14 protein-coding genes are annotated in these 21,669 nt (G+C 60.2%); 11 read left to right on the plus strand and 3 right to left on the minus strand.

The features are described from left to right. Positions 1 to 76: 76 nt before the first annotated feature. Positions 77 to 2,620: a TonB-dependent receptor gene (locus DFR51_RS05480; protein ID WP_126494721.1), complete on the minus strand. Its 2,544-nt coding sequence runs from the start codon at positions 2,618 to 2,620 to the stop codon at positions 77 to 79. 113 nt (positions 2,621 to 2,733) lie between these two features. Here DFR51_RS05480 and DFR51_RS05485 point away from each other — a divergent pair, with 113 nt between their 5' ends. The 5 genes from DFR51_RS05485 to DFR51_RS05505 all read left to right on the plus strand — a co-directional run bounded on the left by DFR51_RS05485 (position 2,734) and on the right by DFR51_RS05505 (position 12,020). Beyond that, complete coding sequence (locus tag DFR51_RS05485; RefSeq protein WP_121047979.1) at positions 2,734 to 5,010, plus strand: penicillin acylase family protein; 2,277 nt, start codon at positions 2,734 to 2,736, stop codon at positions 5,008 to 5,010. 321 nt (positions 5,011 to 5,331) lie between these two features. After that, positions 5,332 to 7,299 carry a flavin-containing monooxygenase gene (locus tag DFR51_RS05490; protein WP_121049838.1) on the plus strand — a complete coding sequence of 656 codons (1,968 nt, stop codon included), beginning with the start codon at positions 5,332 to 5,334 and terminating at the stop codon, positions 7,297 to 7,299. Positions 7,300 to 7,527: 228 nt separating this feature from the next. Beyond that, a complete protein-coding gene (locus tag DFR51_RS05495) occupies positions 7,528 to 9,792 on the plus strand; it encodes a TonB-dependent receptor (protein ID WP_121047980.1) in 2,265 nt (754 codons plus the stop codon). Positions 9,793 to 9,864: 72 nt separating this feature from the next. Beyond that, on the plus strand, positions 9,865 to 10,770 hold the full coding sequence (locus DFR51_RS05500; RefSeq protein ID WP_121047981.1) for an MBL fold metallo-hydrolase: 906 nt from the start codon (positions 9,865 to 9,867) through the stop codon (positions 10,768 to 10,770). After that, on the plus strand, positions 10,770 to 12,020 hold the full coding sequence (locus DFR51_RS05505) for a cytochrome P450 (protein WP_243446544.1): 1,251 nt from the start codon (positions 10,770 to 10,772) through the stop codon (positions 12,018 to 12,020). Before DFR51_RS05500 ends, DFR51_RS05505 begins: the two co-directional genes overlap by 1 nt. A gap of 14 nt (positions 12,021 to 12,034) precedes the next feature. On the opposite strand, the gene DFR51_RS05510 is transcribed toward DFR51_RS05505, so the two are convergent. Beyond that, the gene (locus tag DFR51_RS05510; protein WP_121047982.1) at positions 12,035 to 13,207 is read right to left on the minus strand and encodes a CaiB/BaiF CoA transferase family protein; all 1,173 of its coding nucleotides are present in this window, start codon (positions 13,205 to 13,207) and stop codon (positions 12,035 to 12,037) included. Between the two features lie 160 nt (positions 13,208 to 13,367). Here DFR51_RS05510 and DFR51_RS05515 point away from each other — a divergent pair, with 160 nt between their 5' ends. The 6 genes from DFR51_RS05515 (at position 13,368) to DFR51_RS05540 (ending at position 19,778) form a co-directional block, all read left to right on the plus strand. Then, a complete protein-coding gene (locus DFR51_RS05515) occupies positions 13,368 to 14,537 on the plus strand; it encodes an iron-containing alcohol dehydrogenase (RefSeq protein ID WP_121047983.1) in 1,170 nt (389 codons plus the stop codon). Between the two features lie 77 nt (positions 14,538 to 14,614). Next, entirely contained in the window at positions 14,615 to 15,202 is a 588-nt protein-coding gene (locus DFR51_RS05520) for a TetR/AcrR family transcriptional regulator (protein WP_121047984.1), read from the plus strand. An 80-nt stretch (positions 15,203 to 15,282) separates the two neighbouring features. Then, positions 15,283 to 16,920 carry an AMP-binding protein gene (locus DFR51_RS05525; protein WP_121047985.1) on the plus strand — a complete coding sequence of 546 codons (1,638 nt, stop codon included), beginning with the start codon at positions 15,283 to 15,285 and terminating at the stop codon, positions 16,918 to 16,920. Further along, positions 16,917 to 18,035: an LLM class flavin-dependent oxidoreductase gene (locus DFR51_RS05530; protein WP_121047986.1), complete on the plus strand. Its 1,119-nt coding sequence runs from the start codon at positions 16,917 to 16,919 to the stop codon at positions 18,033 to 18,035. Before DFR51_RS05525 ends, DFR51_RS05530 begins: the two co-directional genes overlap by 4 nt. Before the next feature lie 436 nt (positions 18,036 to 18,471). After that, complete coding sequence (locus DFR51_RS05535) at positions 18,472 to 19,083, plus strand: TetR/AcrR family transcriptional regulator (RefSeq protein ID WP_121047987.1); 612 nt, start codon at positions 18,472 to 18,474, stop codon at positions 19,081 to 19,083. Positions 19,084 to 19,193: 110 nt separating this feature from the next. Next, positions 19,194 to 19,778, plus strand: coding sequence for a TetR/AcrR family transcriptional regulator (locus DFR51_RS05540; protein WP_160119186.1), 585 nt, complete (start codon positions 19,194 to 19,196; stop codon positions 19,776 to 19,778). Here DFR51_RS05540 and DFR51_RS05545 read toward each other — a convergent pair. Further along, positions 19,775 to 21,646: an ABC-F family ATP-binding cassette domain-containing protein gene (locus tag DFR51_RS05545; protein ID WP_121047989.1), complete on the minus strand. Its 1,872-nt coding sequence runs from the start codon at positions 21,644 to 21,646 to the stop codon at positions 19,775 to 19,777. The two genes, DFR51_RS05540 and DFR51_RS05545, sit on opposite strands and share 4 nt — an antisense overlap. Between the last annotated feature and the right edge of the window lie 23 nt (positions 21,647 to 21,669).

Raw genomic sequence — 21,669 nt, forward strand, 5'->3', positions numbered from 1 at the left:
GTGGGGACGCGGGGCTGACCTCCTGGTACAGCGGACCCGAAAAGGGGTGACCTGATGGCCACCCCTCGACGATATTCTAGAAATTGCTCGTGAGCGTCAGGCCGAATGTGCGCGGCCGGGTTGTCGTTCCATCGTAAAAGGGAACCGACGTGAACTGACGCGAGATAAAGTTCGGGCGATCATTGAAGAGATTGTCGATGAACGCCGAAATGTTGAGCGTATCTTTGCGGACACCCGCGCGCAGTGAAACGAAGTGTGTCGCAGGATCGCCCGGGATCGTGCCGTCGTAACCAAGTACGATGCTGGGCACGCGGCTGCCTTCCGAACGGAACTGGTAGTTTACGCGTCCGTAAGCGGTAACGTCGCCCAGCGGCAGGTCGTATTGAGCGGACGCACTTCCCGACCAGGGCGAGCGCGCAAGGCGCTGGCCTTTGGCCACGATCGTGGCGCTGCCGATCTGCAGCGTTTCATCGTAGGTCGCGTCCACGTACCCGACCGCGGCTTCAAGCGAGAGGTTGCCGAGACGCAGCGCGGCACCCAGATCCAGACCCTTGCTGGTAGCAGAGCCGACGTTGGTCATGAAGCCGACGCCGCAGGACGGCAGTGTGACGCGCGCCTGGATTTGAGACCAGTCGATCCAGAACGCACTGGCTTCCACCGACAGCTTGCCGCCCAGAAGGCGGCTCTTCGTTCCGACTTCATAGCTCCAGACTTCGTCGGCGCCGTATTCAGTGGGGGCGCTCGTCAGGCCGAGCGTCGCGAGGTCCGCCGCGCAGCTTCCGGCGGCGACACCGCCCTGCGCGCCGCCGACGCGAAAGCCCTTGGCTGCGCTTGCATACACCATCGTCCGCTGGTCAGGTTCCCACGTCAGGCCGAATTTCGGCGTGACCGGCGTTTCGGACTGCTTGCCGCTGAAAAATGCAGCACTGCCATTGGTCGGGCCGGCGAGGACGCCGTCGAACGAGAACTGCGTGTGGGAAACGCGCAGGCCGAGTGTGGCTTTCAGCGTATCGGTGAAGCGGTAATCCGCTTGCCCGAAAACAGCGATCTGTTCGTCGATGCTCTTCTGGTTATCGTAGAACGCATAGCCCTGATACAGCGGCACGCCGAAATACTCTTCAACTGTCCGGCCAGTGAGGAGGGGAACCATCGTTTCCAGGCTGGCGCCATGAATCCCTTCGAAATCCATCTGCTTGGAATGGGAATAGAACGCGCCCACCGTCCAGGCCAGGCGTGCGGCCGGATCGCTGGATTGAAGGCGTGCCTCCTGCGTGAACACATCCTGAGAGCTGAGATAATCGGCGCCGAATGTCAGTGAGGGCAGGAGCGGGTAGGGCTGACCCGTGAACAGCTGCCAGACGTATTCCGTATAGTTGGGATACGAGTTCATATCGCGCGAAAAGTAGGAGGTGTTGGCAACGAAAGTGACATTGCCGAGATCAGCTTCGGTCTTGATCGCGGCGATGACGAACTCATCATCCACGGGGGAACGCAGGGCGTTTCCTGAACGAATGTCCCCTGCATCAAGATCAGTGAGGCTCTGCCAGAAAATCGAGGAATCGTCCGTGGAGACTTTCTGATAGAAAATCGACGGCGAGACCGTAATGGTTTCACCAAGCTTCATCTTGAGAGCAACGCGGGCCGAGTAGCTGTCCTGCTTGTTCGTGTTCTTGTTCAGTGTCTCTCCGGTCGTGCGGTCGATACGATCGACATATCCGCCGTCGCGGCGATACCAGCCGCTGGCGCGGACCGCGAGTTCATCCGTAACCAATGGCATGGAAAGCGCGAAACCCGCCTCATAGGACATCGCGCCGTCCTCGGTCGTGGAAATCTCCGTGCGCCCGTACCCGGTCAGGCTGTCGAGATCGGCTTCGGTCGTAAGGAAGCGAATTGTGCCACCCTGCGAGCCAGCACCAAATAGCGTGCCCTGCGGGCCTTTCAGCACCTCGATGCGTTCAAGATCGAAAACCTGGGGATAGATGTTCGTATTGGTTGCGGAACGGACTGTACGCACCTGAATGGGCGTATCATCAATGTAGATGCCCGTTGTCGCGGTGCCGACGGTGGAACGGATGCCGCGAATGGCGATGAAGGAACGGTTGCCGGACCCGAACTGCTGACGCGAAAACTGCACGTTCGGCGTAAGCCGGGCAATGTCGTCGATCGAGCGTGCGCCCTGAAGATCGAGCGTCTGCCGTGAAAGCGCGACGACACTGATCGGAACCTTGCTAAGCAGTTCTTCACGGCGATTGGCCGTGATGATGATTTCACTTTCGTCCACCACAACGACATCGCCGGAATTCGCGTCTGTACCGCTTTGCGCCCAGGCTGGAGACGTGCCGACAAGAAGAAATGAGAGCGCCGTTGTCGCTAGAAATTGGCGATGTTTATTCATGAATAGTGCCTTTTTCCCTGAATTTTGGGGTGCTGGATTTTTGGTTTGGAGTGATGGACTTCTGATTCTGGGCGCCAATGCGCGTAGAGTGCACGTCTTGGCGTGTCGACTATATCGTACGTGAAAAGCAAAAGTTTTCAGGACTTTGCATGTCGAAAGAAGTATACGCAGCTTGTTCTCTGATGTGCCGAAGAATCTTTTGCGGGGGCAGTTGATCAAGCTCACGCCTGTGTTCTTGACGTAGTGAATTTGGGCCCACGGCGAGATGCCAGAGGATTATTTTGTCTCGCGCTGTTCTGCGAGTAACTTTCGTTCTGAAAACCGGATATGCCTGCTAGGTGGTTTATGGAGAGCGTGCGTTGAAAATCTTGCGAAATGCTGTTGGGATTTTTTTGACTCTTGGGATTTCTGCGGCACACGCGCAGGCGCTGGAGGCTGCCCGGTCTTCAGCCGAAATCCTTTGGGACCGGTATGGTGTTCCCCACATTTATGCGCCGGACGACACGTCCGCGATGCGCGCGCTCGGTTATGCGCAAATGACGAACCACGCCGAGCAGGTCCTTTTGAACATTGCCTCCGCTCGCGGAGAGTATGCGGCGTTTTTCGGTCCGGGCGCGGGCGACCGGAATGTGGAAAGCGATATCGACGTCATAACCAACGATATCCCTGCACGGGCGCGCCGCTGGCTGAAGTCCGGCGGTAGCGAGCAGCGCGCTCTGCTCAAGGCATTTACGCAGGGCGCGAACGATTGGGCTCAGCGTAACCGTGCGACGCTCGATCCGGCAATCGCGCGCGTTTTGCCGGTGCGGGAGTCGGATGCGCTCGCTCTGTATCAACTTGCAATCCACTACAGCTTCATGGGAGCGAGAGGCTACGCGAACGCCGCCGCTTGGAAAAAGGGCAAAGCCGTAGCCGGGCTCTCCAGCGGACAGTTCGGATCGAACGCGTATGCGGTCTCTCCTGCGCGCAGTGCGACGGGCGAGCCAATGCTTGTCGGCAATCCCCACATCGATCTCGGAGCGTCGGGCCCCCAGTCAAGCAACGGCTTCCCGCTTGCCCGGAAAGGCCTCTTCCAGTGGATGGAAGCGCATATCGTTGTTGGAGACGCAAAAAATCCGGGCCCGAATTTTACGGGAGTCAGTTTTGTTGGCGTGCCGGTGCTCGCGATCGGATTCAACGATCACCTTGGTTGGAGCCATACCGTCAACGCCGCTCAGAACGTCGATGTTTACGACATTGCCTTGAGGGATGAGCAGTATCGTTTCGGTGATCGGAGGCTGAAACTGAAGGAACGGCCTGCCGGTGTCACAGTTTGCGCTTTCGGGGGCAGTTCATGCGTCCAAAAAGACTTTACCGTCGCATACAGCGTGCATGGCCCGGTCATCGCACGGCGTGCCGACGGCCATGCATTGGCAATGCGGGTTGCCGGGCTCGATACGGATCGTCCCGTTCTACAGTATTGGCGCATGGCGGCGGCTTCGAATCTGAAGTCGTTCGAGAAGGCATTCTCGATGTTGCAGATGCCATATTTCAACCTGGTCTACGCAGATCGATCCGGGCGTCTTCTTTATGTAGACGGGGGTGTAAGGCCGGTACGGTCTTCAGGAGATTATGATTCTCATCGCGGCGTTCTGGATGGCAGCGACCCGCGGCAGTTGTGGACGCGAACCGTCCCCTATGCGCGTCTTCCTCGCGTCCTCGATCCTGCTGGCGGGTTCATTCAGAATTCCAACGATTCTCCGTGGACGTCGACATTCCCGGCGGCGCTCCGCAAGGCGGATTATCCGGCGTGGCTGACTTTCGATCTGATGGACCTTCGACCGCAGCAATCCGCAATGGCCTTGATCGCCAAGCCGAAACTCTCGGCGGCGGATATGTTGGCTTCGAAGCAGTCTACGCACATGGTTCTGGCCGATCGATGGTTGCCGGATTTGTTCGAAATCGCGCGTCAGGCGGAAAACACGGAGCTGAAGGAAGCTGTTGAGGTCCTGTCGCGTTGGGACCGGAAGGCCGACGCGGAAAGTCGCGGTGCGGTGTTGTTCGATCGGTTCCGTGAGGCTTACGTAAACTCCTCCGCGCCGACGCCGAACAGCACGCCGACCACGCCTCCGTCGCTGTTCGCGGTTCCTTATGACCCTTCGCGTCCGCTGGAAACGCCGGTGGGTATTGGTGACCGATCAGGCGCGCTGAACGCTCTTGTTCATGCTGTTCGCGCTCTCCGGGCCGAGGGGCGCGCGCTCGATGTTCCCTGGGGCGAAATGCACCGCGTTGTGCTGACGCAGCGCGATGAGACCTACCGCAATCCAAGAATCGTGGGCGAAGCGCCGTCCAGCGGCAGTATGGACGCCTATGGCGGACTACGCCTTGTCAAATATACGCCGCGCGATGAGCAGGGGGTTGCCCGTGCCAATGCCGGGGAGGGCTGGACACAATTCGTGACCTTTGGATCGAACGGTGCTCGGGGCGAGGTCCTCTTGGTCTACGGCAACGCCACCCGGCCTGGATCTCCGCACGTTGCTGATCAACTTCCATTTTTCACCGAGAAGCGACTGAGGCCAAGCTGGCGCACCCGCGATGAGGTTGAGGCAAACACGATCAGGCGGGAGCGTCTCTAGCGCGGAGAGGGCCGAGACGGCGCTCGGCTAACGAAAAAGCGAGAGGCAACGAACGTTTCAGCCCGGACCCGTGCGCTGAAGGCACGATTGGTTGCGGCTAACTTGCAGGCACAACGTATAGCACACATTTCCCAAGCGCTTTCAGCCTGAAATCGCGGAAATGTTCCCTGATATCCGCTGAGCACCGGCAAGGCACCTACTATCTGGTATGCGTTTCATCCACTCTTTCAGCGGGCGCTTTGTTGCGCGTTGACATATTGTCATACCCAGCAGTATATTAAATGCAAGCAACTGCCGTTCGTGGACGCGCTGCAAGAGGAAATGAGATTGGAAAATATTACCGACAGGCCTGCCGCGGGCGCGGGCGTTGACTATGTCCGGCTTCGCGCGGGCGTCGATAACGGTAATATTCCCTCTCTGCTCCTATGCCTCTTCCAGATGACCGGTGATGCCAAGTGGCTGGAGGCGCCGTTCGCGCCGAAGCGTGGCAAAGGGCTCGACGACAATGATTCTGCAGGGCTTCCGGATGATCTTCAGCAGCTGATCCGAGATGCTGCCTACGAAGCGATCGTAGCTTGGCTGAACGGACTGGATTTCGCGCTGCCACGCCCCACCAACGCTCAGCTTGCGCACATACTGAGCGTCGCCATGGTCGAAGACGTGCCGGATGAATACGGCGATGTCATCGCTGCGACGATGAGGCTGGAAGGAGAGGTGTCGGTGCCTCGGCCCGAGCGGCCGTTGAGCGCAATCGTGATCGGCGCGGGCGTTTCTGGAATATGCGCGGCGATCAAGCTCGCAGATATGGGCGTAGAGTGTAGAATCTTTGAGAAAAACACGCAGTTCGGCGGGACGTGGTGGGAAAACCGCTACCCTGGCTGCGGCGTCGATACGCCGAACCTCACTTATACCTTCTCGTTTCGCGGCGCTGACTGGTCCAAGTATTTCCCGCTGCGTGACGAGATTTCCTCCTATCTTGTCGAAACCGCTGCCGAGTACGGCCTGAATGATCGTGTCAGCTTCGAGACGACGGTTCAGAAGGCGGAGTGGATGGAGGGCGAGAGCCGCTGGAAAGTCACCATCACTGACAAGAATGGGCGGGTTGAGCATCACTACGCAGACCTCGTCTTCAGTGCGGTCGGTATTTTAAACATGCCGCTGGTCCCCAATATTCCGGGGCTCGATGGCTTCGCGGGCCGCGTTGTGCACACATCGGATTGGCCGGAAGACCTGGATGTGACCGGCAAGCGCGTGGCGGTCGTCGGAAACGGTGCGTCGGCGATGCAGGTTGTGCCCGCCATTGCTGGAAGCGTTTCGGAACTCACGATATTCGCGCGTTCGAAGCAATGGGCAGCTCCATTCCCGCAGTTCCGGAAGGTAGTGCCGGACGGTGTGCGCTATCTGCTGCAGACTGTGCCGCTTTACAGGGCCTGGTATGAGCAGCGCCTGTCCTGGACGTTCAACGACAGGGTGCACGGCACGCTGTTCAGGGATCCCGATTGGAACCATCCCGAGCGTGCCGTGAACGCTATCAACGACGGACACCGGGAGTATTTCACGCGGTACGTGATGGAAGAGCTTGGCGATCGGCAGGATCTTCTGCCGCATGTCCTCCCGGATTATCCGCCGTTCGCAAAACGCATGCTGCTCGACAACGGGTGGTATCGTACGCTTCGACGGGAAAATGTGCGGCTGATCCCGGACCGCCTCTCCGAGATTCGAGGGGAACAGCTTATCGCCGGGAATGGTGAGAGCGTTTCAGCGGACGTTCTGATCCTGGCCACGGGCTTTCAGGCCGCGAATGTTCTCGGCTCCTACGATGTTGTCGGGCGCGGTGGGCGCGTGCTGCGTGACTTCTGGGACGGCGACAATGCCGCTGCATATCTGGGCACGGTGGTCCCCGGGTTTCCGAACTTCTTCATCCTGCTCGGACCGAATGTGGGGGCGGGCCACGGCGGAAGCATGATCCGCTCGATCGAGAACCAGACCCACTATGCACTGAGGATTGTCGAAGAGATGGTGCGGCAGGGCGCATCTGCCGTGGAGGTTCGCGAGCAGGTTTACGACGACTACTTGAACAAGGTGGATGCCGCGCACGAAAAGCTCGTTTGGACCCACCCGGGCACGGAGAATTGGTACCGCAATGCGCGTGGGCGCATCGTTGCCATCACGCCGTGGCGGAACGACGCATTCTGGCGCATGACGAGGAACGCCCATCCGGCCGAATTCATCTTCACGGATAACCGTGCGCCTGCGCGGGAAGGGGAGAAGGCTGCAGCGAACGGTTAGCGCGGCCAGCCTCTCAGTGCGTTTGCGCTCTTAGAGGGCTTATACCAATCAGTATGGAAAATTCGATCGGACGCAGCGGTCCTGCGACGTCGATTGTGAAAAGGTTTTGAATTTATGCCATTTTTTTTGACTGAATTCAATGGACTCAGCCTGTTGAAGGTGCTTGCAAAATCTACTCACAAGTATATTCTTTGCCTATAAGTCATAAACGATCGGGGAGGTGTTGCTATGCGACGGAACTCATGTGTATTTGCATTCGGGGCTGGCCTTCTGGCGACCGCGTCACTCTCGGGCATTGCGCTTGCGCAACAGGCGCCGGGCGCTGACAGTGTAGATGAGCCCCAGGCTTCGGAAATCGTCATCACCGCCACGCGCCAGAATACGTCGCTTGCGGACACCGCAGCTGCAGTCTCAGCCATCTCCTCCCAGGATCTGGGGCCGGGCGGCATTCAGGACATCGGCGACCTTCAATCTTCCGTGCCGAACGTGTCGATCGGCGACCAGTTCGGTGTGAACCGCACGTTTATTCGCGGTATCGGGATGACCAGCATCGATCTTGGTGCCGATGGTGCCGTGGCATTCCTCCAGGATGGCGCGATGATCTCGCGTCCGGCTGCGCAGTTGGCTGGCTTCTATGATCTTGCGCAGATCGAAGTGCTGCGTGGGCCGCAGGGCACGCTTTATGGGCGCGGCGCCACGGGCGGTGCAATCAACCTCATTACAGCAAAGCCGACGGAAGATCTGTCCGGCTACATTCGTGGTACGTATGCGAATTATGACGCAGTTACACTGGAGGGCGCTGTCGGAGGTTCGCTCATAGCGGATACGCTGCTCTTCAGGGTTGCCGGCAAGAGGGAAAAGCGCGACGGATACGGCAAGAACCTGTTCACTGGCTCCGATGTCGACAACCGCGATGCCTATGCGGTGCGCGGCATTCTGGAGGCGCGCCTTTCGCCGGAATTGACGGCATCGCTGATCGTCGAGCACTATGAGGAAGACGACAACAACTACGCCTTCCATTACTTCGGTCCAACGATCGTTCCGGCGGAATCTCTGCCGCACAAGTTGCTCGGCGGTGAAACAATCTTTGATTATTATACCGCGCGCGGCGAGAAGCCGAACCTCCGGAACATCTATTCGGACGAAGACCCGATCAATAAGCGCAACGGGGAGAACTACACGGCTCTTGTCGAGTGGGATTCGGGTGATTTCAACCTGAAATCGATCACGGCATACCGCGATTTCAGCCGTTTCAATCGGACCGATCTCGACGTTTCGGACGTCTGGATGTACGGCCAGAACAACTATGTCGAGGACGCCAACTCGTTCAGCCAGGAACTGCTGCTAAACTACAAGAGCGGCGGCCTCGATATCCTCGCAGGCGCTATGTATTTCGAGGAGGAGCTCTACGGCGAAGTCAAGGTTCCGACGATCAACCTTGGGCTTCTCTTCGGATTGCCGGCGGATACGTTCGACGACGGCAACTATTTCCAGCGCGGTACGGTGGATACGAAGTCTTACGGCGTTTTCGCGCAGGCGGCATTCGATCTGACGTCTCAGCTGAGGGTCACGGCGGGTGCGCGCTACAGCTATGAACGGCGCAAAGGCGTCGGCCAGTTCACTTTCGAAGCGGCGGGGATCGATATTCCCACCGATCGAAAGAAGGGGTGGGGGGCGATCACGCCGAAGTTGCTCGTCGAATGGCGGCCGGCCGACGATACGCTGATCTACGGTACGGTCACGCGCGGTTTCAAGTCCGGCGTTATAAACGTGGGCAGCGCGAACTCGGTGATCGATCCCGAATTCGTGTGGAACTATGAGGCAGGCTTCAAGCAGCAGCTTGCCGACAACCGCATCCTTTTGAGCGGTGCTGTGTTCTATTACGACTACACCGACCTTCAGGTCGGCTTCGTCAACGCGCAGAGCATCGTGGAAACGATCAATGCCGGCGCCGCGAAGAATTATGGTGCCGAGCTTGAGCTCAGCGGTCGCGTGAACGACAATCTTACGCTCAATGCCTACGCCGCCTATCTCAATGCGAAGTTCCAGGATTTCTGTAACGGCTACTATGGCGCGGCCGTCAGCCGGCCGGGAATTTCCTACGACGCGTGCCCGTCGGATCCGGCGCTTGCGGATCTCGATGGAAAGCGCCTGCCAAACGCGCCGAAATTCTCGTTCGGTGCGGGCTTCGACTATACTGTGGACGTTGGCCCTGGCGAGCTGACACTTGGTGCCGACATGAGCTATCAGAGCAAGGTCTATTTCACCGAGTTCAACAACAGCGATGCGGCGCAGGGGGGATATGCGCTTGTAAACGCAAATCTCACCTACAAGCATGAGAGCGGCCTGTCCGCGAGCCTCTGGGCGCGCAACCTTACCGACAAGTTCGCGATCTCGAACAACATCGTGACGGCACCAACCTTCGCACTCGTTCGGGTCGGGTCGGTCATCCCGCCGCGTACCTATGGGTTCACGCTCGGCTACGCGTTCTGATCGCGTCGGTTTCGTGGTCCGGGTGTCGGGAACGCCGTCGCCTGGACACGATAACCGTGGGAGGCGCAAGGGATGGACAGGTTTCGTATCGGAGACATGACGCTTCATCGGATTGAGGAATGGCAGGGCGGCTTCGCGCCGCCCGCCGCGATGTTCCGGGGATTCGACGAAGCGCTCTGGCAGCCGCATGAGCATGAGCTTGTGCCGGACTATCACCAGGCGGAAACCGGACTCATCTATGGCTTCCTGCAAAGCTGGCTGATCGATACCGGCGCTGAAAGGATTCTGTTCGACACGGGCGCGGGGAACGATAAGGAACGCCCGGGAATTCCGATCTTCGGCGGCTTGCAGACGGAATTTCTCGACCGCCTCGGCGCGGCGGGATTCCAGCCTGGCGACATCGACACGGTGGTCTGTTCGCACCTCCATATCGATCACGTCGGCTGGAACACCATACGCTCGGACGACGGATGGAAGGCGACCTTCCCCAATGCGCGATACATCCTGCCACTGGGTGATCGTGCTTACTGGGATCCGAATGATGACAGTGCGGAACCTTCGGCGACAGGCAAGGCGGTGAACGCCGGCGTGTTCGAAGACAGTGTTCAGCCGCTGATCGATCAGAACCGCGTGGAATGGGCCGAGGACGGGTTTGAAGTGCTGCCCGGGATCGATCTGTTTGCTGTCGCCGGTCATACGCCGGGTCATCTGGCCATGCGTGTTCATTCCAATGGCGATTCCGCCCTTTTCGTTGGCGATGTCCTTCACCATCCGATCCAGATCCACAATCCGGACTGGAACAGCCAGTTCTGTGAAGATCAGGATAGGGCGCGCGAAAGCCGCCGTGCCGTTCTCGAAGAAGCGGCACAAAGGGGGTCGCTTCTCGTCCCCGCGCATTTCGGCGGTGTGCACGCCGTTCGCGTTTTGCCGGAAGGCTCAGTGTTCAAACCGGTCTATAGCCCTGAAAGGCTTGCATGATGGCGGATGTTGCATCGGGACGTTGGCTTCAAAACTTCGCGATGGACCCGACCGATACAGAGTTGCTCGCCGATCCCTATCCCGCCTTCGCGCTGCTTCGCGAACATGATCCCGTGCACTGGTCGGATCACGGCTATTGGGTGGTGACGCGTTACGACGATGTTCGCGCGATCATCATGGATCGCCAGAATTTCGGGCAGGGCGATTTCGAGCGGAATATTCGGCTTCTTTACGGCGAGGATTTCGACGTTTTCTCGCATCCCGCCTACCGCTGGCTCGCCGACGTGTTCGTGTTTCAAGACCCGCCTAAACATACCCGGCTTCGCGGGCTCGTGACGCAGGCGCTCACGGCGCGACGTGTGCAGGCCATGCGCCCGCGCATTCAGGAGATAACCGATCGGCTGCTCGATAAGGTGATCGACGGTGGCCGCATGGAGTTCATCCACGATTTTGCTTACAAGCTCCCAACGGCTGTCATGTGCGACATGCTGGGTATCGATGCTGATGAGGCGGATGACGATCTGCTGATGGCGCTCAACAAGGCGATCCAGGATAGTTTCCTCGTCCTGGAGATGCGGCCGCTTCCTGCAGACGAGTTGAAACTGGCAAACGACCAGATCTTGTTCCTGGAACGCTTCTTCAAGAAGGTTTTCGATCGCCGGCGGAGTGAGCCGCGCGATGACCTCGCTACGGCGCTTCTTGAGGCACGTGATAACGGCAACGGCCTTTCCGAATGGGAGATGACCACGGTTGCGATTGCGCTGTTCGGCGCCGGGTTTGAAACGACCGCCCACATGCTTGGCAACGGGTTGCTGACGCTGCACCGTCATCCTGGGGAGTGGACGAAACTTGTAAGCGATCCTGCGCTCGCGGCGTCCGCATCCGAGGAAATCCTGCGTTTCGAAAGTTCGCTTACGATGACTTACCGCACCGCCTTTACCGATACGACTTTCGGCGGGCGTACGATCGCGGCCGGCCAGCGTGTGATGGCGATGCTGGGCGCGGCCAACCGCGATCCGCGCGTTTTTAAGGATCCGGATGTCTTCGACATAACGCGCGATGGCCCGCGGCATCTGACGTTCGGCGGCGGTATTCATTTCTGCGTCGGCGCGGAACTCGCGCGCCTGGAAGGCGAGATCGGCCTTGCGATGCTCGCCAAGCGACTCCCGACGATGCGCGTAGATATACAGAGTCCGCACTGGCGCGGGGTGCACTTTCGCGGCCTGACGGAACTTCAGATCGATTGGTAACCCGTCAACCGCATCTATTCAGCAGAAAGGCTGTCGCGGGCAACGAGCGCCCGAATCTCCACATCAGGAATGCCCCACGCTTTCAATGCAGCATAGCCACCTTGGCCGGGCAACGTAGGCGCACTGCGAATTTGTGCAGGCGTCCGCGAGAAACGCGGCGCCGGATTGGGCTCTGCGCGCTCCACACCCGTGAAGACATTTCGGCTTATGTTTGCGGGATGGCGTACGGCCTCATCCTGCGTCAGGACCGGCGTCACGCACGCGTCGAGCGGCTCGAAAACAGCGATCCATTCATCACGGGTGCGTGTTTTGAAGAGCGCTTCGAGCGTCCGAGAGCGCTCCGGCCAGAGCGCGCGGTTCATGTGATCGGAAAAATCTGTAAGCTCAAGCCCAAGCCCGGCGATCAGCGCGGCATGGAATTGAGGTTCGATCGCGCCGACCGCGACGTAGCCTTCCGCGGTTTCATAGCAGCGGTAGAAATAGGCGCCGCCGTCCAACAGGTTCGCGGCGCGCTCGGATGTCCAGAAGCCCATCGCCTTCCAAGCGTAAAGCTGGGTGAGCAGCAGGGCCGCGCCGTCGATCATGGCGGCATCGATGATCTGGCCGCGGCCGCTCGACTGGCGCTCCACAAGGGCTGCCAGGATGCCCGAAACAACCAGCATTCCACCGCCACCAAAATCTCCGACGACGTTGAGGGGGACGGGGGGCGGGGCCTCTGCGCTGCCCATCATGTGGAGCCCCCCGGTAAGCGCCACATAGTTGATGTCGTGCCCAGCCTTCTGCGCCAGCGGCCCACTTTGGCCCCAGCCCGTCATGCGCGCGTAGATGAGCCGGGAGTTGAGGGCCAACGCCTCGTCGGGGCCGAGTTGCAGCCGCTCCATGGCGCCGGGGCGATAACCTTCGAGGAGAACGTCGGCCTTGCCGATCAGCGTCCGCGCAAGCGCGAGGCCATCGGCGGATTTGAGATCGAGCGCGATCGAACTGCGGCTGCGGTTCAGAAAGTCCTGCCTGCCATCACCCGGGGAAAGGCCGGCCTGGCCCTTGCGATCGATGCGCAGCACATCCGCGCCGTAGTCGGCAAGCAGCATGGCGGCAAAGGGCGTAGGCCCGAGACCGGCGAATTCCACGATCCGAATGCCAGACAACGGCCCTGTCGCGCTCTTGGCTCCCTCTGTTGCCACGGTCATCCATTTCCAGCTGTATCGGCAATAGTCTTGCACCTTCGCCTACTGATGAGTATAATTTTGTCAAGCTGCGGATTGTGCGCCTCGCTGCTGTGAGGGCATTGAATATACTGGACAGTAGAATTTCACTGTGCCAGCATTCCAAAAAGATACGGAGGATGACATGGCTGGCACGACAATGGGTTTCACGTCGACCGAGCGCGTCGTAATCGGTCGGCCCGCGGCGGAGGCTATCGCGGAACAGGCGGCGCTTGCGGGCGCGCAGCGCGTGTTCATTCTTGCCGGCACAACGCTCGCGAATACGACGGACGCGGTGCGCAATGTTGAGGCAGCGCTTGGCGAACGCCATGCTGCGACCTGGACCGGTATTCAGCCACATGCGCCGCGATCGGGTGTTCTCGCCGGCGCAAATGCCGCGCGCGCGGCCAATGCCGATCTGATCGTTACGATAGGCGGCGGATCGGTGACCGATGCCGGCAAGATCATAGCGCTGCTGCTGAAGCATGACGTGCGGACGGTAGAAGGTTTCGAGCCGCTCAGAACCTATGTCACCGATGATGGTCAGGTCATAAACCCGATCGCTGTCGGTCCGGACGTGCGCGTGATTTGTGTGCCGACGACGCTTTCGGGCGGCGAGTTCAATGCCCTGTCCGGGGCGACGGATGAGACCGTGATGCACAAGCAGGGCTATGAGCACCGGAACATGGCGCCCATCGCCGTGGTGCTTGACCCGGAACTGACGCTGCATACGCCTGAATGGCTGTGGTTTTCGACAGGCGTGCGCGCAGTCGATCACGCGGTTGAGACGCTGGCGTCATACGCATCCAATGACTTCGCCGACGGCCTTGCGGACAGTGCGCTGCGTCTTCTCGTTGAAGGGCTGAGCCGCGTGAAGCGGGATTCCAAGGATATTGAGGGGCGCCTGAAGTGTCAGGTTGGTGCCTGGCAGTCGATGATTTCCATCATTGGCGGCGTTCCGATGGGTGCGAGCCATGCGATCGGCCATATCCTCGGCGGAACCTGCGATGTGCCGCACGGCTACACTTCCTGCGTGATGTCGCCCTATGTGCTGGCCTGGAATGCAGAATACGACGATAGCCGCCAGAAGCGCATCAGCGCGTGTTTGGGCGAACCCGGAAGCACGGCCTCCGAAGCCCTCGACCGGTTTATCCGCACGCTGGGAATGCCCCGTACCCTTTCGGAAGTCGGTGTGGGCGAAGATCGCTTCCAACAGGTTGCCGAATACACCATGCTTGATATCTGGGGACGGACCAATCCACGTCCGGTGCGGTCCTCTGCCGATATACTGGAGATCCTGAGAAGGGCGGCATGAAGAGAGCAACGCGTAGCAAATTGGTCGAAGCGGCGCCCACGGCGGGCTCAAGTCAAGTCCGGCCACGCGGTCGTCGCATGTCGAAACCTGATGTCGTCGCGCTGAAACGGCAAGGCATCCTCGAAGTGGCAAGCCGCCTGTTCCACGAAAAGGGCTATGAAACGGCGACACTCGACATGGTCGCGGACGAGCTCAACGTCACCAAGCCGTACCTCTATACTTACTACAAGAACAAAGCGGAGATTCTGGCCTCGGTGTGCGCCGTCGGCGTCAGTGAATCTCTCGATGCGCTGGATCGCGCAGCGGCTGCACCTGGAAATTCGGTTGATCAGCTCCGCGCTGCGCTGCGGGAGGTCGCCGCCATCATCATCGATCGCATGGAATATATCGTCGTCTATCAGCGCGAGATGAAAAACCTCACCAACATCGATGCACAGCAGATTCTGCGGCTGCGACACGAATTCGATCTCAGGATCGCGCGCCTTGTGGAGCAGTGTCGTGCAGACGGCCTCGTGACGCTTCACGACGCAGCGGCGATGTCGGTTTGGATGGGCGGTCTGCTGTCGTGGATTCCGAACTGCTACTGGCGGGGCAGCCGCCGGAAGAGGGACGATGTCATCGAGCAGGTCTCTCATGCGTGTATGCGGCTGATCGGCCTCGACTGAGGCCGGCGCGCAGGGATGCGTGCCCATCGGTTGGAGCATTTCCAACCGCAACGACAAACAAATGACGAGGGGAGTTTCTCATGGCTGACCGCGAGGACACCGCGCGCGATTTTCACGATCCACGTATTCCGAACAGGAACGAATGCGTTCTGCGCTACCTGATCGATCGCTGGGCGGTGGAGCGTCCGGAAAAGACCCATGTGATCTTCGAAGATGGAGAAGAGTGGAGCTTCCAGGATCTACGTCGGCGTGTGATCGAGAAAGCTGCAGGTTTGCAGGCTCTTGGTATCCGGCAGGGCGATCACGTCGCGGTCTGGCTTCCAAACGGCCCCGACGCGCTTCTCGCTTTCTATGCCATCAACTACATCGGCGCGGTTTTCGTGCCGTTTAACACGGCCTATCGCGGCGGGTTGCTCGCCCATGTCGTGGCGAATTCCGGAGCGAAGGTGATTATCGTTCACCCGGAGCTTGCGCCTCGCCTTTCCGAGATCGACACGGCGGGCCTTGAACGGGCGGTGCTGACGACGGCGCTGGATGCGCCGCACTTCGGTCTGCCGACATCTCGCTTTGACGATCTCTCGGGTACGGAAGCGGCGCTGCTACCGCTCGAACGGCCGATCGACCCGTGGGACATCCAGTCGATCATCTACACGTCGGGCACGACGGGCCCTTCGAAAGGGGTACTGTCGTCCTATCTTCACATGTTCTCCAATGCCGGTCCTGAAAGCTGGCCGATGGTGACGGAAGACGACCGCTACATGACAGTCGCGCCGATCTTCCACATCGGGGGTATGGGGCCGCCTTTCGTGATGCTCGCGCGCGGTGCATCTGTCGCAGTGGTCAACAGCTACTCCACCGATACGTTCTGGGATGTGGTGCGGAAGACGGAAACCACAGTGGTTTTCCTGCTCGGCGTGATGGCGACCTTCCTTATTAAGCAGCCCCCTTCGGAGCGCGACCGCGATCACAAGGTGAAGCTGGCGTTCATGGTGCCGTTCACCGATGACGCGCCTGCCTTCAAGGCGCGGTTTGGCATTGATATTTATACGATCTTCAACATGACGGAGATTTCCTCTCCGATCGTCTCAGAAGCGAATCCGACAAAACGCGGAACGTGCGGTCGCCCGCGCCCAAACGTCGAGGTCCGCCTCGTCGATGCGAACGACTGCGAGGTGCCGGTCGGCGAGGTTGGCGAGATGCTCGTCCGCACCGACCGGCCTTGGGGCATGAACAGCGGCTACAACGCAAACCCGGTTGCGACTGCGGAGGCGTGGAGGAACGGCTGGTTTCATACCGGCGACGCGTTCCGCATGGATGAAGACGGCTATTTCTACTTCGTCGACCGCATGAAGGATGCGATCCGGCGCCGCGGCGAGAACATCTCTTCGTTCGAGGTGGAAGCGGAGGTTTGCGCGCACCCCGCCGTTCGCGAATGTGCAGCGATCGGCGTGCCGAGCGAATATTCCGAAGACGAGGTAATGATCGTGGTGGCGCCTGTACCCGGTAGCACGATCGATATGACCGAGCTGACCGAATTTCTTGTGGCGCGGATGCCCTATTTCATGGTGCCGCGATACATACGGGTGATGAGTGCGCTGCCGAAGACACCATCGGCCAAGGTGCTGAAGGGCGATCTGAGGAAAGAGGGTTTGACTGCCGACACGTGGGATCGCGAGAAGGCCGGGATACGCGTTCGCCGCGAGGCCCTGGCGCAATGACGGTTTCGCCTCGGCATCCCGTTTATTCAAACAATCGGCTCAAGCTTGGCGTATTCTGCGCGAACACCATGCCGGCGCTCACGACCGTGCCGGAACTGTTCAAGCCGAACTGGACGGAATGTTTGCGCATTGCGCAGATGGCGGACGATGCCGGGCTTGAAGCCATTGTGCCGATCGCACGCTGGAAGGGCTATGTAGACGGCGATTTCCAACACGCCTCCCATGATGTGATCGAGCCTTTTACCTATGCTGCGGCAATCGCGCAGGCGACGCGCCGCATCGGGGTGTTCGCGACGACACATGCACCAACCGTGCACCCGCTGATCGTGGCAAAGCAGGCGGCGACGATCGATGCTATTTCCGGTGGGCGGTTCGGGATGAACGTCGTCGGCGGCTGGAATCGCCGTGAGTTCGATATGTTCGGCATTGAAATGCTGGGTCACGAGGAACGTTACGCGTATCTTGCAGAGTGGCTGACGCTCATCCGCCGCCTCTGGTCGGAAAAGAGCGAGTTCGATGTCGACAGTCGCTGGTTCAGCATGAAAGGCGCGCTATCCCGCCCGCAGCCTTCGCAGGGCGGCGCGGTGCCGATCATGAATGCGGGCTTTTCCGAAACGGGGATGCGCTTTGCGGCTCGCCATTCGAACATGGGTCTCATCGGTCTGTTCGGTGAGAACCCCGACCAGTGGCAGGCCCAGGTCGCAAAATATAAAGCGCTGGCCCGGGATGAGTACGGGCGCGACGTGCAGGTCTGGACCAACGCCCAACTCGTGCTGAAGGACACGGAAGCAGAAGCGGCCGATTATCTGCGCTATTATTCGGAAGACAGGGCGGACCATGCGGCCATTGACGGCTTCATTTCCACGCTGGCACGTGAAAACGGTGTGGCCGAGGATTCCGACCAGATGCGCTTCATGCGACGCACGGTAGCCCTGGGGTCTGGAATGCCCGTTGTCGGCAGCGCGGAAACCGTGGCTGCGAAGCTCGTCAGCGTGGTCGAAGCGGGCGTCGACGGTGTGATCTTCAGCGCGATTGACTATGTCGATGCCTTGCAGCGGCTTGCACGGGATGTGCTGCCGCGCCTTGCTGCAGCTGGTGTCAGGGAAGGCGTGTAGCTCTTCTCTCTTCCATGCATCGCCGCTGCATTTACCCGCACCATTCGAGAACGACTCGCACCTAAATGCATGGCGCGAGGGTGTGTGCGCCGCATTGGGATGACGAACCCTGTTCGGTCGTTGTCGGTCTCCTTTACACTTTGAAGGCAATGCTCGCGCCGTATCGCCGGAAATGCGCGCATTAAGGCGATTGGCCCTCTTCTTGCTTTCAAACTGAAAGTGGCGGATTCGTGTGCCTGTAGGCATGTGTTTGAGTTCGCAATCAAAACCGGCCCCCGATAGCGGGGCTCGCCCGGCGTGCTGCAACCCTGCATTTGCCGAACACTTTTCTGCGTCTTGTTAACTATTTGCTTGCTACTGCTTTCATCGCTGTTAGCATCCGCGCCGCTCGCGCCCGCGGGTATATATCAGTAACCATAGCTTACCCGGGGGCGGCATGCCGAAGCCCATTTCTGAAATTCGCAAGCCTGAGATCGTTCAGGCTGCCATCAAGGCGATTGGCCGCGAAGGCCTGCCCATGCCCTCCTACGATTCGATCGCCAAGGAAGCGGACATGTCGCGGCAGTTGATCCGGCATTACTTCCCCGATCCCGAAGGCCTTATGGTCGCCGTTTGCGACGCACTCGCGGCAAGCTACCGGGACTGCTTGATGAAGGGCATCATCGAGGCGGCCACAACCGAGCGCCTGCCAATGTTCCTGGACTTCTACTTCGGCTTCCTTGCGGGGAACCAGAAACCGAAGGACGATGGCGTTTACGACGCTATGTTCTCGCTTGCGGCAAGTTCCGAGGCGGTGCGCATGAGCCTGAGCGGGCAGTATAACCTGCTCCAGTACACGATCGCGCACGAGATTCAGATCAGCAACCCGACGCTGAGCCAGAAAGCATGCCGGGAGATTGGCTTCCTGTTCGTGACGCTCATGTACGGCCACTGGAAGATGGTGGCGACGCTGGGCTTTTCGGAAGACTATAATCGGGTGACGCGCGATGCGATCGATCGGCTGATCGCGTCATACGTACAAAACTACCACGATCCCGATCTAGACTGAGCCGGAGTGCCGGCTTCGGCTTGCGTGACAGGCCCGCAGCCTGCGATATGTCTGTCTTGATGGTGAAGGCAGGTATGGCAGCAACGATAGAAGGCACGAAAAGGCGTCGCGTGCGTCGACAGACACCGGCACTGCGGCGGCAGGACCTGCTTGCGGTAACGATCAGCTGTCTCGCGCAACTCGGCCCGCGCGGCACCACTGGGCGCGAGATTTGCCGCCGAGCCGGTGTGTCACACGGGTTGCTGCGCCACTACTTCAGCAACCCCGACAACCTGCTGCTGGAAACCTACCAGGAGCTTTGCGACAGTTTCATCGCGCGTTTTGAAGAAGAGCTCGCGGCTGGATACGCGGACCCGTGGAAGACGATCGACCGGCTGTTCGAAGTGCATTTCAGCGACGAATGGTCGAACCCCGATATCCTTGGCGCGTGGATCGCCTTCTGGGCGCTCGTCCGCAACAATCCCGATTTCGCCGCGGTGAGCGTGAATTACAACGCGCGTTTGCAGGCACTGCTCGCGCAGGCGGTGGCGCGGCTTCCCGAAGGCCCGGTGCCGCCGCGCGATATCGCAGCGCTCGTCTCGGCGACGATGGACGGGCTGTGGCTCGACTACAGCCTCTCTTCAGAGCGCCTGCCGCGTGCCCGTGCGCTCGATCTTGCAAAGACAATGCTGCGGCGGTTGGCGCCGACAGCCTAAGCCGCGATCTCCAGCGCTTCCGATGCGGCAAGCCATTCAGCCTCTGTGGCTTGAATGCGGTCCGTAAGATCGGCCCGCAGTTTCATCAGTTCGCTCATCGACCTCTTCGCATGCGCGGGGGCAGCGGCAGAGGGATCGAACATCGCAAGATCGACCGCACTGCGTTCCGCGGTGAGCTTGGCGAGGTCCGCTTCGAAAGCCTTGACTGCGGCGCGTAGCCGCTTTTCCTGCTCGCGTGTATCGGCCGCGGCTTTGCGCGCTCCCTTGCGGCTTCCGGAGGATGCGCCACCGGTCTGCCGATCGTTCGATTTTCCGAGCACGAAATCGGTGTAGTCTTCAAGGCTGCCGGCAAAATCCTCGGCGCAGCCGTCATCGACCAGAACCAGCCGGTCGGCTGTCAACTCCAGCATGTGGCGGTCGTGGCTGACGAGCACGACGGCGCCCGAATATTCGTTCAGCGCTTGGACCAGCGCCTCGCGTGAATCGACGTCGAGGTGGTTGGTCGGCTCGTCGAGGATCAGCATGTGCGGTGCCTCGCGCGTGATGAGTGCGAGCGCCAGCCGTGCGCGCTCGCCGCCCGAGAGCTTGCCGACTTTCGTGAGTGCCTTGTCGCCCGAGAAGCCGAAACGCCCGAGTTGGGCACGGACGGCACCGGGCGTCGCGCCCTTCATGATCCGCGTCATGTGTTCAAGCGGCGTGTCGTCGGTGTCGAGTTCCTCGACCTGATACTGGGTGAAGTAGCCGACGCGCATCTTGCCCGCAGTGCGCATGTCGCCTTCCATCGGCGGCAGCTGCGCGGCGAGCAGGCGGGCGAGCGTCGTCTTGCCGTTGCCGTTGCGGCCGAGCAGCGCCACGCGGTCGTCGGGGTCGAGGCGAAGATTGAGCCGCGTGAGGATCGGATTGCCTTCGGTATAGCCGACCGAAGCCATGTCCAGCGTGATGAGCGGCGGCTTCAGCTCGCTCGGGTTCGGAAAGGCGAAGCTGAGGCTGGGATCTTCCGCGATCGCGGCGATGGGCTGCATTTTTGCCAGCGCCTTGGCACGGGACTGGGCCTGCCGCGCGGTGCTGGCGCGGGCGCTGTTGCGAGCGATATAGTCCTGCAGCTTCTCGCGCTGGCGGGTCTGCGCGTTTCGCGCCGCCTCGATCTGCGCGAGCCGTTCGGCGCGCTGCCTCTCGAATGCGTCGTACCCGCCGGGGTAGAGCGTGATCTTCCCGCCTTCGAGATGCAGGATGTGATCGACGACATTGTTCAGCAGGTCTCGCTCGTGACTGATGATGATCATCGTCGCACGGTAGCTCTTCAGGAAGTTTTCGAGCCAGAGCGTCGCTTCGAGGTCGAGGTGGTTTGAAGGCTCGTCGAGGAGCAGCAGGTCCGGTTCGGAGAAGAGCAGGGCGGCGAGCGCGACGCGCATCTTCCAGCCGCCTGAGTAGCTATCGAGCGTGCGGCCCTGCATCTCCTCATCGAAGCCGAGTCCGACGAGGATGCGTGCAGCGCGCGCCTCCGCTGTCCAGGCGTCGATGGCGTTCAGGCGCTCATGGATTTCGGAAATGCGGTCAGGGTCAGTCGCGGTTTCAGACTCGGTGAGCAGCGCGGCACGTTCGGTGTCCGCAGCGAGTACGGTTTCAAGCGGTGTTGCGGTGCCCGCCGGCGCTTCCTGCGCGATATAACCCATACGCGAGCGGTTCGCGGTCTCGATCTCGCCGCCGTCCGCTTCGAGGAGGCCGCACATCACGCGCATCAGCGTGGACTTGCCGGCGCCGTTGCGTCCGATCAGGCCGACACGGCTTCCCGTGGGCAGCGACGCGGTCGCGCCGTCCAGAATGATGCGGCCGCCAAGCCGCACGGTGATGCCGTTGATGTTGAGCATGGGCGGGGGCGATACACGAAGGT

The sequence above is a fragment of the Sphingosinicella microcystinivorans genome, assembly GCF_003634215.1.
GTDB classification, from domain to species: domain Bacteria; phylum Pseudomonadota; class Alphaproteobacteria; order Sphingomonadales; family Sphingomonadaceae; genus Sphingosinicella; species Sphingosinicella microcystinivorans.